The following is a 17,748-nucleotide window of genomic DNA, read 5'->3' as shown; positions in this document are numbered from 1 at the left end:
CGCGCTGAGCGCTGTAACCTTTCGGGCCTGGCCAGCGCACCTGCGGCAACACAGCCATCTGCGGCATCGACAGATGCAAGCTTCGGGGAAATCACACGTCATGACCAGATATCTGCAAGCCGTTCCTCTGGCCATGATCGTGCTCGTCGTCACCCAGCTTTCCTATGTCGTGCTGTCGAACAGCGGCTTCGAGATGCATCGCATGGTGATCTGGACGACCGAGGCGGTCGCGTTTCTGGGGATCACGGTGCTGGCACTGGTGGCGCTGGCGCAGAACTCAAGGCTTGCGCCTGCCTGGGCGGCGATCGCTGTCGGCGGCGTACTCAATGTCGTGCAGGTGGGTATGGGCCTTGCGATGTTCGGCCCGCTCAAAGACGCCGGAGAGGCGATGGCGCCAGCCTATGAGGCAGTGGTGGCCGGCGCGTTCTTCCTCTATTTCGCGGGCAAATGGCTCTTCGGCCTCGCTGCGATCCTCGTCGGCGCCGCGATGCTGCGTGGAACCGGGCTGGCGAAGGCCGCAGGCGTGCTGGCGATCTTGTCGGGACTTGCCGCGATGGCGGTCAACCTGCTCGGCATGGCAACCGGGATGGCCTGGATCTTCCCGGCAGGCGCCGCCGGCACCGCGGCTACGCTGCTGCTGGCGATAGCCTTGGCGATGACGCTGCGGGAACGGCCCGAGGGCCAGCCCTGAGGCCTGGCCGGGGCGGTGCCTCAACCGAACGGGGCGTCGATCGCGACCTGCGGCTGGGTGAACCAGCGTGGGCCGTCATCGGCCATGTAGAAATGGTCCTCCAGCCGGATGCCGAAGCGGTCGGGGATGACGATCATCGGTTCGTTGGAAAAGCACATGCCGGTCGCAAGGGGAGTCTTGTCGCCGCGCACCAGATAGGCGGGTTCGTGTATCGAAAGGCCGATGCCGTGCCCGGTGCGGTGGGGCAGGCCGGGGAGGTTGTAGTCCGGGCCTAGGCCGCCTGCCTCGAGCACGTCGCGCGCGGCCTGATCGACGCTCTCGCAAGCATGGCCGGGCTGCGCGGCGGCGAAGGCCGCGCCCTGGGCGGCGTGTTCCAGATCCCAGATGCGGCGCTGCTCGTCATCGGGCGTGCCAAAGACATAGCTGCGGGTGATGTCCGAATGATAGCCCTGCACGGTGGTGCCGGTGTCGATCAGCACCATGTCGCCCTCACGCAGCTGCGGATCGCCGGGCACGCCGTGCGGAAACGCGGTGCCGTGGCCGAACTGGACCATGCAGAAGGTGCTCGGTGCGCCGCCGATCTTCCGGTGTCCCTCGTCGATGAAGCGGACCACCTCGCTGGCGCGGATGCCCTCGCGCAGGATCAGCGCGGCGCGGCGGTGCATTTCCAGCGTCATCGACTTGGCCTGTTGCATCAGGGCGATCTCGGCGGGCGATTTGTGCATCCGGCAGCCATCGATCGCCGGTGCGCCGCTGACCAGCGTGAGGGCTGGCGCGTCACGCGCGATGCGGTCGACGAACAGAAACGGCAGCGCCGGATCGATCGCGAGCGTATCGGCACCCCAGCCACGGCACATATCCGCAACCAGCGCGGTGGGCGACTGGTCCTCCTGCCACAGGCGGTAATCGGTGCTGATCTGCATTTCGGCCTGCAGCGAGCCGAGCTCGAAATGCGGCGCGATCATCACCGGGTCGCCGGTCACGGGGATCAGCATCGCGACCAGCCGCTCGGTGCCGCCCCAGGGGACGCCCGCGAAATAGCGCAGCGATGAACCCGCAGCGATGAGCAGCGCATCGGCGCCGCTGTCGCGGGTCAGCCGCCGTGCCTGTTCGATCCGCGCCAGCCGTTCGTCCTGGGTGATCGGGGCCGCAGGGGTGGCCCAGGGGGTGATCGTCGCAAGCTGCTCGGCCGCGTGTGATCCGCCAATGCCTTTCATGTCGTGTCTCCAAATCGCGCCGGGTCAAACGGCGCAAGGTCGATTCCCGGGGGCCGACCGGTGGCGAGCGCGGCGATTGCCTCGCCGGTCGCGGCCGCCAATGTCATCCCCAGATGCTGATGTCCAAAGGCATATAGCAGGTTGGGCGCGCGGGTGCTGCGGCCGATTGCGGGAAGATAATCGGGCAGCGTGGGCCGCGCGCCGATCCATTCGTGGTCCGGTCCGTCGAACGGCAGGCCGAGTGCGGCAACATGATCGCGCAGCTTGCGCCATTTGCCCGAATCGGGCGGAGCGGTGCGCGCGGAAAACTCGATGAAGCTTGCCGCGCGCAGCCCGCCTGCAAAGCGGGTGACGATGATCGATCGGTCCTCGAACGCGACCGGGGGCATGTCTACGGGCCAGCGGCTGTCGGGCGACTGGATGTGATAGCCGCGCTCGGCGATCAGCGGGATACGCAGCCCCATCGGGCGCAGCAGCTCGGCAGAAGCCGCGCCTGCGCTGAGCACGACATGGTCGGCGGTCAGCCGTTCGCCGCCGATGATCGCATGGGCCGTCCCGCCATCGATCTCGATGCTGTCAACCTTCGCATGGCGGATCGTGCCTCCGCCAGCGACCAGCGCCTGGCGCAGCGCATTGGCGAGCGCGCCGAGATCGGTCATCTGGCCCGATCCGACAAACCGCACCGCGCCTGCGATCGTGCCATTGGGCGCCAGCGCGCGGATCGCGGATAGCTCTTCGGGCGTCGCATCGCGCACGCTGGCGGTGCCGATATCGGTGGAAAGCCAGTGCGCACGGCCCTTTGCGGCGCTGGCCTCGCTTTCCCAGGCGACGAAATGTCCGTCCTGCCGCAGCAGATGCGCGGTGCCGCTTAGCGCGCACATCCGCTGCCATGCGGGCATCGCTTGCGCCAGCAATGCGGACAGCGCGGCGGTTCCGGCGGAAAAGCGGGCAGGAGTGCTGGCGCGCAGCAGCTTCAGCGCAAACGGACCCCAGCTGCCGATCTGGCGCAGTGGCAGCCCCAGAGCACCGCGCGGATACAGCCGCGCCAGTGCGCCCGCGATCATTGCGGGGGACGCCAGCGGCTGGACCTGCTCCACCGCAATATGCCCGGCATTGCCCCAGGAGGCACCTTGCGGTTTTTCCTGTGGCTCCAGCACTGTCGCAGATAGCCCACAGCGTTGCAGCTGCAACGCTGTGCAAAGGCCGACAAGCCCTCCGCCGATCACCAGACCGGTCTCACCCGAAGAAGAACATCTGTTTTTCATATTGTCAGGCAAATCATATACGGTATACGAAATGGACTGCAACCGGAGTTTCTGCGTGACGATCACACCATCCAAGACATTGTGGCAGGGTGTCTACCCCGCCGCCACCACCCAGTTTACCGAAAGCCTGGCGATCGATCACGATGCCACCCAGCGGGTGCAGACCGCGCTGGTGGATGATGGCGTCGATGGGCTGATCGTGCTCGGCACCTGCGGCGAGAACAACTCGCTTGAGGCGGATGAGAAGCTGGCAGTGCTCAAGGGCGCGGTCGAGGCAGTGGGCAGCCGCGTGCCGCTGGTCGCTGGCGTCTCAGAGTTCACCACCGATCGCGCGGTCAGATATGCGCAAGCCGCAGAGGCAATTGGTATCGATGCGTTGATGCTGCTGCCTGCAATGGTCTATGTCCCCAATCTCGACGAATTGTACACGCACTTCCGGACCGTGGCAGAGGCGACCAGCCTGCCGATCATGCTCTACAACAACCCGCCCGCCTACCGCGTCAACGTCGATTTCGACACGCTGGCGCGACTTGAGGAGGTGCCCAACATCGTCGCGATCAAGGAAAGCGCGCCCGATCCGCGCCGCTTCACCGATCTGTATAACCAGTTCGGGGATCGCTATACGCTGATGGCAGGGCTCGACGATGTCGCTCTCGAAGGTCTGATGCTCGGTGCGTCGGGCTGGGTTTCGGGGCTCACCAGCGCGTTCCCGCGCGAATCGGTCGCGCTGGTCGCGGCGCAACGGCGCGGTGATTATGCCGAAGCGCTGCGCATTTACCGCTGGTTCATGCCGCTGCTCCATCTCGATGCCGAGCATGACCTCGTCCAGTCGATCAAGCTGGCCGAGCAGATCATGGGGCGCGGATCGGAACGGGTACGGATGCCGCGCATGCCGCTTTCGGGCCAGCGCCGCGCCGATGTCATCGCCTGGGTCGAACAGTGCGCCGCGACGCGGCCGCTTGCCGGCGCCTGATGCGGCACACCTTCTTCTGCATCGACGGCCACACCGCGGGCAATCCGGTGCGGCTGGTCGTCGGCGGCGCGCCGCTTGTGCGCGGGTCGTCGATGGCCGAGCGGCGGATGGACTTCGTCGAACGGTTCGACTGGATCCGCACCGGCCTGTGCTTCGAGCCGCGCGGGCATGACATGATGTCGGGCGGGTTTCTCTATCCGCCGACCCGCACCGAAAACGACATCGGCATCCTGTTCATGGAGACATCGGGCTGCCTGCCGATGTGCGGCCATGGCACCATCGGCATCATCACCTTCGCGCTCGAACACGGGCTGATCCAGCCGCGCGTGCCCGGCCATATCAAGGTCGAAGTGCCCGCGGGTGATATCGAGATCGATTATGTGCGCGCGGGCGACAAGGTGACCTCGGTCCGCATCCGCAATGTCGCCTCGTTCGTCGCGGCGCAGGGGGTGCAGATCGATGTGCCGGGGCTGGGCCCGCTTAGCATCGACATCGCCTATGGCGGCAATTTCTACGCGATCATCGAGCCGCAGCCCGGCTATCCGGGGCTCGATGCGCTGGGTGCGGCGCGGCTGGTCGAGCTGTCGCGCACCATCCGAGCGATGCTCCGCGAGACGATCGAGCCGGTGCATCCGCTCGACGACCGCATCCGCGGCGTCAGTCATGTGCTGTGGGCCGACGTTCCCAAGGGCGAGGGCGCCGACGGGCGCAACGCGGTGTTCTATGGCGAGCGCGCCATCGACCGCTCGCCCTGCGGCACCGGAACCTCCGCGCGGCTCGCACATCTGGCGCACACCGGGCGGTTGCAGACGGGCGAGGCCTTCGTCCACGAAAGCTACATCGGCAGCCGCTTTGTGGGGCGGGTCGAGGCGCGGGTCGATCTGGCCGGGCATCCAGCGATCATCCCGTCGATCGAGGGATCGGCTTTTTCCGCCGGCTTCAACACGATCTGGATCGACGACGAAGACCCCTTCTGGAAGGGCTTCTCTGTGATATGAGGGGCCGATGAGCATCGTTGTCCGCAATCTTTCAGAGCAGCTGGTCGATCTGGTCCGCGACCGCATCCTTACCGGTGCCGTCGCCCCCGGACGTCCGATCCGGCAGGATGCGCTGGCGGCGGAGCTGGGGGTCAGCAAGATCCCGCTGCGCGAGGCGCTCGCCCGGCTCGAAGAGGAAGGCTTGCTGGCATCGCAGGCCAATCGCGGTTTCACCGTCCGCGCGCTCAACACCGCCGAGGCCGAAGAGGTCTTTGCGCTGCGCCTGAAGCTCGAGCCCGATCTGGCCGCACTGGCGTCGCGCGCGGCTTCCAGTGTCGACCAGCGCGCCGCTGCCGATATTCTGGACAGGCTCGATGTGCTCACCGATTCGCGGGGCGAGGGGGTGGGGGCGTTCAACCGCGCCTTTCACCTGGCGCTGCTGCGACCCGCGCGGCGGCCGGTGACATTCACCATCCTTGAACGGCTGCACGTGCTGTCCGAGCGCTATGTCCGCAAGCATCTAGAGCCGCTGGGCCGCGACGAGCGCGCCAACGAGGAGCACCGCGAATTGCTGGCGGCGTGGATCGCGCGCGACGAACCGAGGGTGACGGCGCTGGCGGTATCGCATATCGGCAAGACGCTCGACGATCTTCGCGTGCAATTGAACGCAAATGACACAGAAACACCCGGCGCTGCGGCTGGGTGAAACGACAAGGGACGCACATCATGGGGTTTTTCGGGCCGATAAAGCTGATCGTACAGGCGTCCGATGCGCCAGAGGGCAGCCGGCTGAAGCCGACATTGTCCTGGCCGCACCTGATCGCATTGGGCGTCGGCGCAATCGTCGGCACCGGCATCTACACGCTCACCGGCGTCGGTGCCGAGCGCGCCGGGCCCGCTGTGATCCTGGCGTTCGCGATTGCGGGCGCAGTGTGCGCCTGCGCGGCTCTGGCCTATGCCGAGTTGGCAACGATGATCCCCACGGCGGGCTCGGCCTACACCTACACCTATTCGGTGGTCGGTGAGACCCTGGCCTGGGTGGTCGGATGGAGCCTGATCCTCGAATATTCTCTGGCCTGCTCCACCGTCGCGGTCGGTTGGTCGGGCTATCTGGTCGGCTGGCTGCAATCGGCTGGGGTTTCGCTTCCCGAGATGCTGCTGGCAGGACCCCATGCCGGCGGGATCATCAACCTGCCTGCGGTGGTCGTATCGCTGGCGATCGCGGGCATGCTGATGGCGGGCACGCGCGAGAGCGCGACGCTCAACATCATCCTCGTCATCATCAAGCTCGTGGCGCTGACCGCGTTCATCGCGCTGGCCGCACCGGCGTTCGATGCCGACAACCTTACCCCGTTCATGCCCTATGGCTTCGGCAGCTCGGTACAGGACGGATCGACCCGCGGGGTGATGGCGGCGGCTGCGATCGTGTTCTTCGCATTCTATGGATTCGACGCGGTGGCGACTTCGGCCGAAGAGGCGCGCAATCCGGGGCGCGATCTTACCATCGGGATCATTGGATCGATGGCGGTTTGCACGCTGATCTACATGGCCGTCGCGCTGTCGGCGATCGGCGCGATGTCCTATGTGACGCTGGGCAATTCGCCTGAGCCGCTGGCTTTGGTGCTGCGCACCCTCGGCCACCCCACCGCATCCTATCTGGTGGCGCTGGCTGCGCTCATCGCGCTGCCCTCGGTGATCCTGGTGATGATGTACGGCCAGAGCCGCATCTTCTTCGTCATGGCGCGCGATGGCCTGTTGCCCCCGGTGCTGTCGCGAGTGTCGGCAAAGACCGGTGCTCCGGTGCTTGTCACCGGCATCACCGGAGTGTTCGTCGCTGCAGTGGCGGGCTTCTTCCGGCTCGACGAGATTGCCGAGCTCGCCAATGCGGGCACGCTGCTGGCGTTCATCGCGGTGGGCGGATGCCTGATGGTGCTGCGCAAGCGCGCGCCCGAACTCAAGCGCGTGTTCAAGTGCCCGCAGCCCTATCTGGTCGGCACGCTGGCGATCCTGGGCTGCCTCTATCTGATGATCAGCCTGCCTTCGCAGACGCTGGTGCGCTTTGCGCTGTGGAATGTGGCGGGGCTCGCCTTCTATTTCCTCTACAGCCGCTCGCGCAGCCAGGCGCGGCAGGATGCTCCGGTGACGGGTATCTGACATCATCAAAAGCGCAACTTCACTTGGCAGGGGAGCGGGTATCATGCGGATCGGGCGCATAGGGTTGACGATTGCATCGGCGCTTGCGTTGGCGGGGAGCATATCGGCGCCGCTGCAGGGTCAGGCGCTCGGGCAGGCGCAGCCGCGCGAGGTCGCCGATCCCATTCCGCCGCGCACATTGGGCGAGGGGCCATGGCCGCGCACCGTGCTGCGCAACGCGATCTATGTCGATGGCACGGGCGCGCCCGCGCAGGGCCCGGTGGACATCGTCATCGAGAACGACCGCATCGTGCGGATCGTCTCGATCGGTTCGCCCGGTGCGATCGAGGAGGCCCGGCGTCCCCCGCGCGGCGACAAGGAGTACGACCTCACCGGGCACTACGTGCTCCCCGGCTTCGTTGATGCGCATGTCCATCTGCACACCTTGAGCGACGGACAGGGCGTGCCGTCCGATTATGTGCTCAAGCTCTGGCTCGCGCACGGCATCACCACCGCGCGCAATGTCGGCTCGTCGGAGATGTCAATCGAGCAGCAGGTCGCGATCAAGGGCCGGCTTGCGCGCAACGAGATTACCGGGCCCCGGCTCGATGTCTATCCGATGTTCCAGCAGATCGGCCTGCCGATCCGCACCGCAGAGGAAGGACGTCTGGCGATCCGCGATGCCAAACGGCGCGGCGCAGACGGCATCAAATTCATTGGCGGCAGCGAGGCGGCGCTGATCGCGGGTATCGAGGAAGCGAAGAAGCTCGGCCTGCATTCGACGATGCACCACGCGCAGGGTGTCGTCGCTTATGCCAATGTGCTGCGCACCAGCGGCGCCGGGCTCGAATCGATGGAGCACTGGTACGGCCTGCCCGAAGCCATGTTCACCAACCAGAAATTGCAGGATTGGCCGACCGACTTCATCAATACCGACGAGCAGATGCGCTTCGGCGAGGCGGGCAGGCTGTGGCAGCAGACCGCAAGGCCCGGGTCGGACAAATGGAACGAGGTGATGGAGACGCTGCTCGAGCGCGGCTTCACGCTCGATCCGACCTTCACCGCCTATCTCGCCAGCCGCGACCTGATGCGGATGAACCGCGCTTTCTGGCACAACGAATACACCATGCCCGCGCTTTGGGACTGGTATCGCCCCAGCCGGATCAATCACGGCTCGTACTGGTTCGACTGGACCACCGAGCGCGAGATGGACTGGAAGGAAAACTACCGGCTGTGGATGAGCTTCGTCAACGAATACAAGAATCGCGGCGGCCGAGTCACCGTGGGTTCAGACGCGGGCTATATCTATAACACCTATGGCTTCGGCTATATCCAGGAGATGGAACTGCTGCGCGAGGCCGGGTTCAGCCCGCTCGAGGTGATCAATTCGGCGACGCAGCAAGGCGCACGGCTGCTTGGGCACGATGCCGATATCGGCACGATCGAGCCGGGCAAGAAGGCGGATCTGGTAATCGTGAAGGGCAATCCCATCGCCAATCTCAAGCTGCTGTTCGCCACCGGTACGCTCAAGCTCGACGATGCCACCGGCAAGGCGCAGCGGGTCGGCGGTATCGCCTGGACCGTAAAAGATGGCATCTTCTACGAGGGCAAGGCGTTGAGAGCAGATATCCGCGCCATTGTGGCGCGATCGAAGGCAGATCGCGGGTTACCCCCGGGATATTTGACAATCGAACAGGAAGATTTGACGCAATGATCCACGCCGCGCCTCTCACGGGCGAATATTTCATCGCGGGCGAGCGGCGCGGCAGCGGTGAAGTGTTCCACGCCTATGACCCCGCTTGTGGTGCCAGCATCGACGATATCGGCTTCTTCTGCTCGAGCGAGCAGGACGTTGCCGATGCCTGCGCTGCTGCCGAGGCTGCCGCGATCCCTTATGCCGATCTTCCGCGCGAGACCCGCGCCGCGTTCCTGGATGCCATCGCCGCCAATATCGAGGCGTTGGGCGATGCGCTGATCGAACGGGCATCGCGCGAATCCGGGCTACCGGTGGCGCGGATCACCGGCGAACGTGGGCGCACCCGCGGCCAGCTGCGGCTGTTCGCCAGCGAAGTGCGCGACGGCCAGTGGCTCAGGCTGCGCATCGATCATGCCGATCCCGCGCGCACCCCGCCCAAGCCGGAGCTGCGGCTGCGCATGGTGCCGCTGGGCCCGGTCGCGGTGTTCGGCGCATCCAACTTCCCGCTCGCGTTTTCAACCGCAGGCGGCGACACAGCTTCGGCGCTCGCGGCTGGCTGTCCGGTGGTGGTCAAGGGGCACCCTGCACACCCCGGAACCTCCGAGCTGATTGCCGGCGCGATTGTCCGGGCTGCGACTGACACCGGTGTTCCCGCAGGCGTGTTCAGCCTGCTCAGCGGAACCGGCAATGCGCTTGGTGCGGCGCTGGTCGCCGATCCGCGCATCCAGGCAGTCGGCTTCACCGGATCGCGCGGCGGCGGCGAGGCGCTGATGAAGATCGCTGCGGCGCGGACCCAGCCGATCCCGGTCTATGCCGAAATGTCGGCAATCAATCCGGTGATTCTGCTGCCTGAAGCTCTGGCGGCGCGGGGCAAGGCGCTGGCGGCGGGCTATATCGGCTCGCTGACATTGGGGTCGGGGCAGTTCTGCACCAATCCCGGGCTGGTGCTTGCGATCGAGTCGGCTGCGCTGGACGCGTTTCTGGCGGAAGCCGGGCAGCTCGTCGAAGCGCAGGCGCCGCAGACGATGCTCACCGCAGGCATCCACGCCGCCTATGAAAAGGGCAGCGCAGCACTCGCCGCCACGCCCGAGGTCAGGACCATCGCACGCGGCGTGCACCCCACCGGCCCGCACGAGGGTCGCACCGCATTGTTCAGCGTGACCGGCGCCGACTGGCTTGCCAATGCCGAGCTGCAGCACGAGGTGTTCGGGGCCGCGTCGATCGTCGTGCGCTGCGCCGACCGCGCCGAGCTTCTTGCGGTGCTGTCCGCACTCGAAGGCCAGTTGACCGCGACGTTGCACATGGACGAGGCCGACATCGACGATGCGCGCGCGCTGCTGCCCGTGCTCGAGCGCCGGGTCGGCCGCATCCTCGCCAATGGCTGGCCGACCGGCGTCGAGGTCACCCATGCGGTCAACCACGGCGGGCCCTATCCCGCTACCTCGGATGGCCGCACCAGTTCGGTGGGCACGCTCGCCATCGACCGGTTCCTGCGCCCGGTCGCCTATCAGGACCTGCCCGCTGCGCTGCTGCCGCCCGAGCTGCGCGAAGGCGGCCAGCCAGGCGTGCTGTCGCGGATCGACGGAAAGTGGACGATTTGATGCGTCTGCCCGACGATATTGCCGATTATGTCCTGCGCAGCTGCCCCGCACGTACCGAAGAGGCGGTGATGAGCCGCTTCGGCATCAGCTACAACACCTTGCGCAAGATCGAGCGCGGCGAACCCATCCGCGCCTCGGTCGCGCAACGCCTGCTCGAGAGGATCGCGGACGAGCGCGTCGCCTGATCGCGCTTTATGGCCGGATCGGGCCAAAACCGGTTGCAATTTACAACGATGTAAGCATGGTATAGCCTTTGGATGACGCAAGAGAGCCGCGGCCAAGCGGACTGCGACCGGAGAGCCTGACCCATGAAGCACGAAAAGCCGTCCGACCTCAAAGCCGCCACCCATCTTGATGTGCTGATCATCGGCGCGGGGATTTCGGGACTCGGCATGGCGGTCCATCTCAAGGAAAAGTGCCCCGAACGCAGCTTTGCGATTCTGGACCAGCGCAGCGACATCGGCGGCACCTGGAACCTGTTCCAGTACCCCGGCATCCGCTCGGACAGCGACATGCACACCCTGGGGTTCGAGTTCGAGCCCTGGCGTGAGCAGAAGGCGATCGCCGACGGTCCCTCGATCCTGAGCTATCTGCGCCGGATCAAGGACGAACGCGGGCTCAATGACCATCTCCGCCTGGGCCACAAGGTGCTCTCTGCCAGCTGGTCGAGCAGCGATGCGCGCTGGACGATCGCTGCCGAGGTCGAAGGGCAGGGCGTTTGCCACCTCACCGCCAACTATCTGTTCATGGGCACCGGCTATTACGATTATGACGAGGGCTACGACCCCGCGTTCGAGGGTCGCGAGAGCTTTGGCGGCGAGATCATCCACCCGCAATTCTGGCCCCGGGGCTTCGATTATGCAGGCAAGAACATCGTCGTGATCGGATCGGGCGCAACTGCAGTGACGATTGTGCCGTCGATGACCGACAAGGCCAAGCACGTCACGATGCTGCAGCGCACGCCGACCTGGTACTGGAGCCGCCCCGCCAAGGACTGGCTGGCCAACAGCTTGCGCGCCATCATGCCCGATGAATGGGCCTATCGCTTCATCCGCTTCAAGAACGTCCGGATGCAGCAGATTTCGTTCAAGCGTGCGCGCGAAAATCCCAAGAAGGTCGGCGACTATCTGCTCAAGCGGATCCGCAAGATCATGGGTTCGAAAATGAACGAGCCCGATTTCCAGCCGCCTTATGGCCCCTGGGAGCAAAGGCTGTGCCTCGTCCCCGATGGCGACATGTTCAAGGCGATCCGCGACGGCAAGGCCGATATCGTCACCGATCATATCGACAGGTTCACGCCTACCGGAATCGATCTCAAATCGGGCAAGCATCTGGATGCCGACGTGATCATCACTGCCACCGGCCTCAAGCTTGCGATGGCGGGCAAGGTCGCGTTCTCGGTCGATGGCCAGCCGGTCGATTTCACCCAGCATTATTACTACAAGGGCTGCATGTTCAGCGATGTGCCGAACATGGCGATCGTCTTCGGCTATCTGAATGCCTCCTGGACGCTCAAGGTCGATATCGTCGCCGACTTCGTCTGCCGCACGCTCAACCACATGGCTGCGACCGGTACCGATGTAGCGGTGCCGGTGCTGGGTAGCGACGGCCCGGTCAACGAGGAGGAAATCTTCGATTTCTCGTCGGGCTATGTCCAGCGCGCGCTGCATATCCTGCCCAAGCAGGGCGACCGCATGCCGTGGCGGCTCAACCAGGACTATCTGTTCGACCGCAAGGTGCTGCGCGAAGAGGCGGTGGACGATGGCGTGCTCGCCTTCCGCAAGGCCGATGCGCACGCGCCGCAGCAGACCGCCATCGCGGCGGAGTGATCGTCACTCCGCAGGGGCGGCAAAGGCTGCGCGGTATTCGGGCTTCATCCTTTCCAGCACTGCGCCGGAAAGCGGCAGGCTGATCTCGTAAACCCCCTCGACATAGGGGCCCGCGACATAAGGCGCGGCGATGAACATCATCCGGTCGAAACCGCTGTCGCTGCTGGCATAGGGCACCAGCACCAGCTCGGCAAAGGGCGGGCAGGTGTTGAACATGTCGTCGGGCTCGCCGATCTGCTCGCCGCGCTTTTCGCGACGCTCCACATTGAGCGCGGTGCAATAGCCCTCGCGCAACGGCTCGAGCGCCATGGCCATGTCCGTGAACAGCGCGGCCAGCTGGATGCGTTTGTCCGCCGCCTTGTCCCAGATTAGCGCTTCATAACCCGTGTTGCCGTGCGCGCCGCCCGAATAGCTGCTGATCTCCGCCACCATGGCAAGCATCTCGGGGCTCTCCCCGGTAACCTTCCAGCCGACGCCCAGCATGTGCGGGTTGAACGGATAGTCGTTGTCCGCCGCTTCCTTCTGTGCCTCTGCGGTCTGCGCTTCCAGCTCGCCCAGCGCCTTGGTGCGCTCGGCATCGAGCATCGCGGCCAGCCTGGGCAGGGCAGCGGCCTGGGCTGGGTATTCATAGGTGAAGGCAAAGGCCTTGGTTTCGCGTTCGAAGCTGACCGCGGTCGCGGCTTTCGTGCTGGCGACGGGCGCCTTGGTCTTCTGGGCGACTGGGGTTCCCTGCTCGCACGCGGCGATGCCGGGCAGCGCCAGTGCCACCAGCACGGCCAGAGTGATCTGCGCCGGTTTTCGACCGTTCATATTTCTGTCTCGCTCGGCTGGCTGAAAAATGCTCTATGCTGCGACAATGATGGATTTGTCTCACCTCGTCCAGCCGGACATTGGCCAGCCCGCACGCCTGCTTAACCTCGTCGACAAGGCCGGCCTGGCGGCCTGGCTGGCGTCGGCGCCGCCGCGCGTGCGCAACCACCTCGCCGCGATGCGCTTCACCGCGCGTCCGCATGAGCTGGTCGTGGTTCCGGGCGATACGGCCGATGAATGGGCGGTGGTGCTGGGGGTGGCCGATATCGCCAATCTGCGGCCCTGGTGCCTTGCCAAGGCGCCGGAAATTCTCGCCGCGGGCACCTTCAGGCTGGGAGGTGATGTCAGGCCAGGCGATGCGGTGATCGGCTGGGCGCTCGCCCAGCACCGTCTGACCACCTACAAGAAGCCAGAGGAGAATCCGCAAGGCTCGCGCGTGCTGCTGACCGGCGATCCCGCGCGGCTTCCTGATCGCATTGCAGAGGCAGAGGCGACCGCCTGGGTGCGCGACATGGTCAACACCCCCGCCGAAGACATGGGCCCCGGCAATCTCGAATCCGCAGCAGAGGCGCTCGCCAGGCGCTATGGCGCGACGCTTGAAGTGACCCGCGGCGACGCGCTTGCCACCGGCTATCCGATGATCCACGCGGTCGGGCGCGCGGCGGCGCGCAGCCATGCGCCGCGGCTGATCGAGCTGCACTGGGGACGCGAGGATCATCCCCGCGTCGCCATTATCGGCAAGGGCGTGTGCTTTGACAGCGGCGGGCTCGACATCAAATCGGCGGCGGGCATGCTGCTGATGAAAAAGGATATGGGCGGCGCCGCGCACGCCTTGGCGCTGGCGCAACTGATCATGCGCGCAGGCCTGCCGGTGCGGTTGCACATGCTGGTCGGCGCGGTGGAGAACGCCATCTCGGGGAACGCCTTCCGCCCCGGCGACGTGCTCAGGAGCCGCAAGGGGATCACCGTCGAGATCGGTAACACCGATGCCGAAGGCCGGCTGGTGCTGGGCGATTGCCTGGCCAAGGCGAGCGAGACTCCGCCCGATGTGATGATCAACTTCGCCACGCTCACCGGCGCGGCGCGGGTTGCGGTGGGGCCTGATCTGCCAGCCCTGTTCGCCAACAGCGATCCGCTGGCCGATGGTCTGGTCGCCAGCGGCAGGGCGGTGGGCGATCCGTGCTGGCGGCTGCCACTGTGGCCGGGGTACGAGGACATGTATGTCAGCGATATCGCGGACATCGGCAACAGCGGTGGGGCGTTCGCCGGTGCAATCACCGCGGCGCTGTTTCTGCAGCGCTTTGTCGGCGAGGGCGTGCCCTGGGCGCATTTCGACACCTATGCGTGGCGGCCCACGCCCCGGCCCGGCCAGCCCAAGGGCGGCGAGGCGCTGGGCCTGCGCGCATCATGGCACTATCTGCGCGGCCGCTATGGCGCGGCTGGTTGATCTTGGCCGCTGTGTGGCAGGCATTTTCCGGCGTCGGGCGCTGTGCTAACCGGCGGCTTGGACAAATCGCTTCAACTCGTCTATCTGCGCCGCCAGCCCGAAGCCATGGACGGGCGCAGGATCATGTCGTGGCGGTAATTTGCGCGGGGGACCGGGTTTCTTGACACATTCATCGGGCTCATTGGCGCCGCATTCCAAGGCGGCTTCGCTGGCTGGCGGACCGGCGAGCGAGGCTGCGGACACGCGCGCCGACCCGGTGCAGCAGTTCGTGCTCACGGGCCCCGTGACCGACTATGATCCGCGCGTGACACCCATTCGCGGAGATCTTGCGGATATCGCGCTGGCCGGTCGCTTCTTCGCGCCGCATTATGTTGCCCCGCAGATTCACCGCGTCGCCGCGAGTGGCGCAATGCTGCGCAAGGCCGGAGCGGGCGATGCCCAGGCGGTGAGCCAGCTGCTGCCCGGAGAGGCGTTCGCGCTGCTCGACAGCACCGGCGACTGGGGCTGGGGCTATGGCCTGCACGATGGCTATTGCGGCTATGTGCGGCTGGACCAGATCACGCTTGGCAGTGCCGATCCCAGCCATGTCGTCCACAGCCGCAGCGCATTGGTGTTCGCCGAACCTTCGATCAAGACGCCGATGGTTGCAGCCTTGCCGATGGGCGCACGGATCGCGGTTGATGCGACCAGTGAGTGCGGCAGGTTCCTGTCCGTTGCGTGCGGCTGGATGTCGGCGCGCCATGCCGTGCCGCTGGCCGAGCAGGGCTGCGATCCGGTCGACCGCGCGCTGCAGCTGGTCGGCGCGCCCTATCTGTGGGGCGGACGCGGCGGGGATGCGCTCGACTGTTCGGGGCTGGTGCAGTTGGTACTGGGGCTTGCCGGAATTGCCGCGCCGCGCGACAGCGACCAGCAGATGGCAGCGCTTGGCCGTGCGCTGGCGGATGACGAACCGCTGCAGCGCGGTGACCTCGTGTTCTTCCCCGGCCATGTCGGAATCATGATGGATGCAGACACGCTGGTGCACGCCAATGCGCACTGGATGCAGGTGGTGGCCGAGCCGCTTGCCGATGTCATCGCCCGTTTCCCCGAAACCACGCTCCAGCCGGTGCTGGCGCGCAAGCGGATCGCCTGATGCCCAGTCTCTTTATCGATGGCGCTGCCGGGACCACCGGCCTGGAAATTGCCGAGCGGATGGCAGGACGCGACGAGTTCCGGTTGATCACGCTCAGCGACGCCGACCGCAAGAGCGTCTCGGCGCGCGCCGCCGCGATCCAGGATGCCGACTTTGTGATCCTGTGCCTGCCCGATGCCGCCTCGCGCGAGGCGGTGGCGCTGGGCGAGGGTGCGCCGACGCGGTTCATCGATGCCTCCAGCGCGCACCGCGTCGCCGATGGCTGGACCTATGGCTTTGCCGAGCTGCGTTTAGGCCAGCGCGCTGCGATCCGCGATGCGCGCGCGGTCAGCAATCCCGGCTGCTACCCCACCGGCTTCCTCGCGCTGGTCGCGCCGCTGGTGGCCGAAGCGCTGCTGCCCGCCGATCACGGCTTCATCGTCAATGCGGTGAGCGGCTATTCGGGTGGCGGCAAGGAGCTGATCGCGCGGATGCAGGTCGATGCGCCCGACATCGGCTTCCGCGCCTATGGCCTCAATCTGGAGCACAAGCATCTGCCCGAAATGCAGGTGCACGCCGGGCTGAGCCGGTCGCCTTTGTTCGCGCCTGCCGTGGTGCGTGCGTTTCGCGGAATGCTGGTTGATGTGCCGCTGTTCCTCGATCCCGAGCTCGGCTTTGCCGATGCGACGGCGCTGCACGAGGCGCTGGCCGATCATTATGCCGGCGAAGCCTTGGTCAGCGTCGCAGCCATGGGCACCGCGCCCGGCGAACTGCTGTTGTCGGAGGGCGATGCGCCGACTGACCGGCTGGCGCTCTATGTCCTGCCCAGCGCGGATGGGTCGCAGGTGCGGCTGATCGCGATGCTCGACAATCTGGGCAAGGGGGCAAGCGGCGCTGCGGTGCAGAACCTCAACATCATGGCGGGCCTCGACGAACTGGCGGGCCTGCGCGCCTGATCGCGCTTATCGGCTGGGTGGGTCAGCGCGCGCGCTTGGCGACGTACAGCGCCTGATCCGCGTGCAGGAACATGTCCTCGGCATCATAGGAAATCGCGTTGTGCGCCAACGCGACACCGTGGCTGGCGCCGGCTTCCAGCAGATGGCCGTTCCACGCCACCGGCATGCGCAGCAGCGCGATCGCTGCGGCAATGCGGCTCGGCAGCCGTTGCAAGTTGCGGTCGCTGGGCATCAGCACGGCAAATTCATCGCCCCCGATCCGCGCGACCATCAGCGCATCGGGAAAGCATTGCTGGATGCGCTGGCCGAACTGCGCCAGGCAGGCATCGCCCGCAGCATGGCCATAGCGATCGTTGATCTGCTTGAACCCGTCGACATCGAGCAGCACCAGCGCGCCCAGCGGACGCAGGCTCAGCGTCGATCGCGACGCATCCAGAAAGCGCTGCTGGAACACCGCGCGGTTGGCCAGCCCGGTCAGGCTGTCGCGTTCGGCAGTCTGCTGCAGGGCCTCGAATTCGGTACGCTGGCGGGTGATGTCGAGCTTGGTCCCCACCAGCCGGGCGGCGCGGCCGCGCTCGGTTTCCACCTGCGCGATGATCTGCACCCAGCGTTCGGCGCCATCGGGGCGGGTGATCCGCGCATCTAGCGTAAAGCCTGTCCGGCGCTCGATGGCGCGGCTGCGCAGCCGGTCCAGCGTCTCGCGCGATGCCTCGTCGTACAGCGCGACGATCTCGGTTCGATGCGGCCGTGCGCTGCGGTCGATCCCGAACAGGTCGTAGATGTTGCGGGTCCAGCACAGGGTTTCGGATTGCAGGTCGCATTCGAACACCCCGACGCCGGCGCGCGCGACGGCCCGGGTGATGCACTGGCTGTCCGGCTCGACAAGCGCGGGCGCCGGGCCGACACAGATGTCCGTCCCGCCGATACCGAAATTGTGCCCAGCTACGCCCATGCCCTTGCCGCAAGCTCCCCGAAATGCCTGGGGGGGACGCTAGAAGATGCTAGTTAACGGCTTGTTACGATGAGGTTTTTTCTTTTGTCC

At 66.1% G+C, this 17,748-nt stretch carries 16 protein-coding genes; 12 read left to right on the top strand and 4 right to left on the bottom strand.

All coding sequences use genetic code 11. The features are described from left to right. Positions 1–100 precede the first annotated feature (100 nt). Positions 101–691 carry a hypothetical protein gene (locus B5J99_RS01715; protein WP_117351279.1) on the top strand — a complete coding sequence of 197 codons (591 nt, stop codon included), beginning with the start codon at positions 101–103 and terminating at the stop codon, positions 689–691. Between the two features lie 20 nt (positions 692–711). Here the strand turns inward: B5J99_RS01715 and B5J99_RS01710 are convergent, their stop codons facing one another. Next, entirely contained in the window at positions 712–1,908 is a 1,197-nt protein-coding gene (locus tag B5J99_RS01710; protein ID WP_117351278.1) for a M24 family metallopeptidase, read from the bottom strand. Continuing rightward, positions 1,905–3,173 (bottom strand): NAD(P)/FAD-dependent oxidoreductase, encoded by a 1,269-nt coding sequence (locus B5J99_RS01705; protein ID WP_117351277.1) that lies wholly within the window; start codon positions 3,171–3,173, stop codon positions 1,905–1,907. Before B5J99_RS01705 ends, B5J99_RS01710 begins: the two co-directional genes overlap by 4 nt. Before the next feature lie 31 nt (positions 3,174–3,204). On the opposite strand from B5J99_RS01705, the gene B5J99_RS01700 reads away from it, so the two are divergent. The 8 genes from B5J99_RS01700 to B5J99_RS01665 all read left to right on the top strand — a co-directional run bounded on the left by B5J99_RS01700 (position 3,205) and on the right by B5J99_RS01665 (position 12,382). Beyond that, positions 3,205–4,146 (top strand): dihydrodipicolinate synthase family protein, encoded by a 942-nt coding sequence (locus B5J99_RS01700; RefSeq protein ID WP_425456426.1) that lies wholly within the window; start codon positions 3,205–3,207, stop codon positions 4,144–4,146. Further along, the gene (locus tag B5J99_RS01695; RefSeq protein ID WP_117353305.1) at positions 4,146–5,144 is read left to right on the top strand and encodes a 4-hydroxyproline epimerase; all 999 of its coding nucleotides are present in this window, start codon (positions 4,146–4,148) and stop codon (positions 5,142–5,144) included. Before B5J99_RS01700 ends, B5J99_RS01695 begins: the two co-directional genes overlap by 1 nt. A gap of 7 nt (positions 5,145–5,151) precedes the next feature. Beyond that, complete coding sequence (locus B5J99_RS01690; RefSeq protein ID WP_054134152.1) at positions 5,152–5,829, top strand: GntR family transcriptional regulator; 678 nt, start codon at positions 5,152–5,154, stop codon at positions 5,827–5,829. Between the two features lie 20 nt (positions 5,830–5,849). Continuing rightward, the gene (locus B5J99_RS01685; protein WP_117351276.1) at positions 5,850–7,277 is read left to right on the top strand and encodes an amino acid permease; all 1,428 of its coding nucleotides are present in this window, start codon (positions 5,850–5,852) and stop codon (positions 7,275–7,277) included. Between the two features lie 43 nt (positions 7,278–7,320). Further along, positions 7,321–8,970: an amidohydrolase family protein gene (locus B5J99_RS01680; RefSeq protein WP_117351275.1), complete on the top strand. Its 1,650-nt coding sequence runs from the start codon at positions 7,321–7,323 to the stop codon at positions 8,968–8,970. Beyond that, positions 8,967–10,553: an aldehyde dehydrogenase (NADP(+)) gene (locus B5J99_RS01675; protein WP_117351274.1), complete on the top strand. Its 1,587-nt coding sequence runs from the start codon at positions 8,967–8,969 to the stop codon at positions 10,551–10,553. The genes B5J99_RS01680 and B5J99_RS01675 overlap by 4 nt, the downstream gene beginning before the upstream one ends. Beyond that, positions 10,553–10,738: a hypothetical protein gene (locus tag B5J99_RS01670; RefSeq protein ID WP_054134156.1), complete on the top strand. Its 186-nt coding sequence runs from the start codon at positions 10,553–10,555 to the stop codon at positions 10,736–10,738. Before B5J99_RS01675 ends, B5J99_RS01670 begins: the two co-directional genes overlap by 1 nt. A 123-nt stretch (positions 10,739–10,861) precedes the next feature. Continuing rightward, complete coding sequence (locus B5J99_RS01665; protein WP_117351273.1) at positions 10,862–12,382, top strand: flavin-containing monooxygenase; 1,521 nt, start codon at positions 10,862–10,864, stop codon at positions 12,380–12,382. Positions 12,383–12,385: 3 nt separating this feature from the next. Here the strand turns inward: B5J99_RS01665 and B5J99_RS01660 are convergent, their stop codons facing one another. After that, positions 12,386–13,192 carry a DUF4163 domain-containing protein gene (locus tag B5J99_RS01660; protein ID WP_117351272.1) on the bottom strand — a complete coding sequence of 269 codons (807 nt, stop codon included), beginning with the start codon at positions 13,190–13,192 and terminating at the stop codon, positions 12,386–12,388. A gap of 46 nt (positions 13,193–13,238) precedes the next feature. Here B5J99_RS01660 and B5J99_RS01655 point away from each other — a divergent pair, with 46 nt between their 5' ends. The 3 genes from B5J99_RS01655 (at position 13,239) to argC (ending at position 16,706) form a co-directional block, all read left to right on the top strand. After that, positions 13,239–14,639: a leucyl aminopeptidase family protein gene (locus B5J99_RS01655; protein WP_117353304.1), complete on the top strand. Its 1,401-nt coding sequence runs from the start codon at positions 13,239–13,241 to the stop codon at positions 14,637–14,639. A 160-nt stretch (positions 14,640–14,799) separates the two neighbouring features. Further along, positions 14,800–15,771, top strand: coding sequence for a C40 family peptidase (locus B5J99_RS01650; RefSeq protein WP_117351271.1), 972 nt, complete (start codon positions 14,800–14,802; stop codon positions 15,769–15,771). Next, complete coding sequence (gene argC, locus B5J99_RS01645) at positions 15,768–16,706, top strand: N-acetyl-gamma-glutamyl-phosphate reductase (protein WP_117351270.1); 939 nt, start codon at positions 15,768–15,770, stop codon at positions 16,704–16,706. The genes B5J99_RS01650 and argC overlap by 4 nt, the downstream gene beginning before the upstream one ends. Before the next feature lie 22 nt (positions 16,707–16,728). Here argC and B5J99_RS01640 read toward each other — a convergent pair whose 3' ends face one another. Further along, entirely contained in the window at positions 16,729–17,658 is a 930-nt protein-coding gene (locus B5J99_RS01640; protein WP_083231429.1) for a GGDEF domain-containing protein, read from the bottom strand. Positions 17,659–17,748 lie beyond the last annotated feature (90 nt).

Source organism: Blastomonas fulva, assembly GCF_003431825.1.
GTDB lineage: Bacteria > Pseudomonadota > Alphaproteobacteria > Sphingomonadales > Sphingomonadaceae > Blastomonas > Blastomonas fulva.
This window is presented reverse-complemented; position numbering and strand designations above follow the sequence as displayed.

What these genes read in the sequence shown, in the direction of transcription:
- B5J99_RS01640 (WP_083231429.1), bottom strand. Translation starts at nt 17,658, where the DNA reads ATGGGCGTAGCTGGGCACAATTTCGGTATCGGCGGGACGGACATCTGT.
- B5J99_RS01705 (WP_117351277.1), bottom strand. Translation starts at nt 3,173, where the DNA reads ATGAAAAACAGATGTTCTTCTTCGGGTGAGACCGGTCTGGTGATCGGC.
- B5J99_RS01695 (WP_117353305.1), top strand. Translation starts at nt 4,146, where the DNA reads ATGCGGCACACCTTCTTCTGCATCGACGGCCACACCGCGGGCAATCCG.
- B5J99_RS01675 (WP_117351274.1), top strand. Translation starts at nt 8,967, where the DNA reads ATGATCCACGCCGCGCCTCTCACGGGCGAATATTTCATCGCGGGCGAG.
- B5J99_RS01700 (WP_425456426.1), top strand. Translation starts at nt 3,205, where the DNA reads ATGGACTGCAACCGGAGTTTCTGCGTGACGATCACACCATCCAAGACA.
- B5J99_RS01685 (WP_117351276.1), top strand. Translation starts at nt 5,850, where the DNA reads ATGGGGTTTTTCGGGCCGATAAAGCTGATCGTACAGGCGTCCGATGCG.
- B5J99_RS01710 (WP_117351278.1), bottom strand. Translation starts at nt 1,908, where the DNA reads ATGAAAGGCATTGGCGGATCACACGCGGCCGAGCAGCTTGCGACGATC.
- B5J99_RS01715 (WP_117351279.1), top strand. Translation starts at nt 101, where the DNA reads ATGACCAGATATCTGCAAGCCGTTCCTCTGGCCATGATCGTGCTCGTC.
- B5J99_RS01660 (WP_117351272.1), bottom strand. Translation starts at nt 13,192, where the DNA reads ATGAACGGTCGAAAACCGGCGCAGATCACTCTGGCCGTGCTGGTGGCA.
- B5J99_RS01680 (WP_117351275.1), top strand. Translation starts at nt 7,321, where the DNA reads ATGCGGATCGGGCGCATAGGGTTGACGATTGCATCGGCGCTTGCGTTG.
- B5J99_RS01665 (WP_117351273.1), top strand. Translation starts at nt 10,862, where the DNA reads ATGAAGCACGAAAAGCCGTCCGACCTCAAAGCCGCCACCCATCTTGAT.
- B5J99_RS01655 (WP_117353304.1), top strand. Translation starts at nt 13,239, where the DNA reads ATGATGGATTTGTCTCACCTCGTCCAGCCGGACATTGGCCAGCCCGCA.
- B5J99_RS01690 (WP_054134152.1), top strand. Translation starts at nt 5,152, where the DNA reads ATGAGCATCGTTGTCCGCAATCTTTCAGAGCAGCTGGTCGATCTGGTC.
- B5J99_RS01670 (WP_054134156.1), top strand. Translation starts at nt 10,553, where the DNA reads ATGCGTCTGCCCGACGATATTGCCGATTATGTCCTGCGCAGCTGCCCC.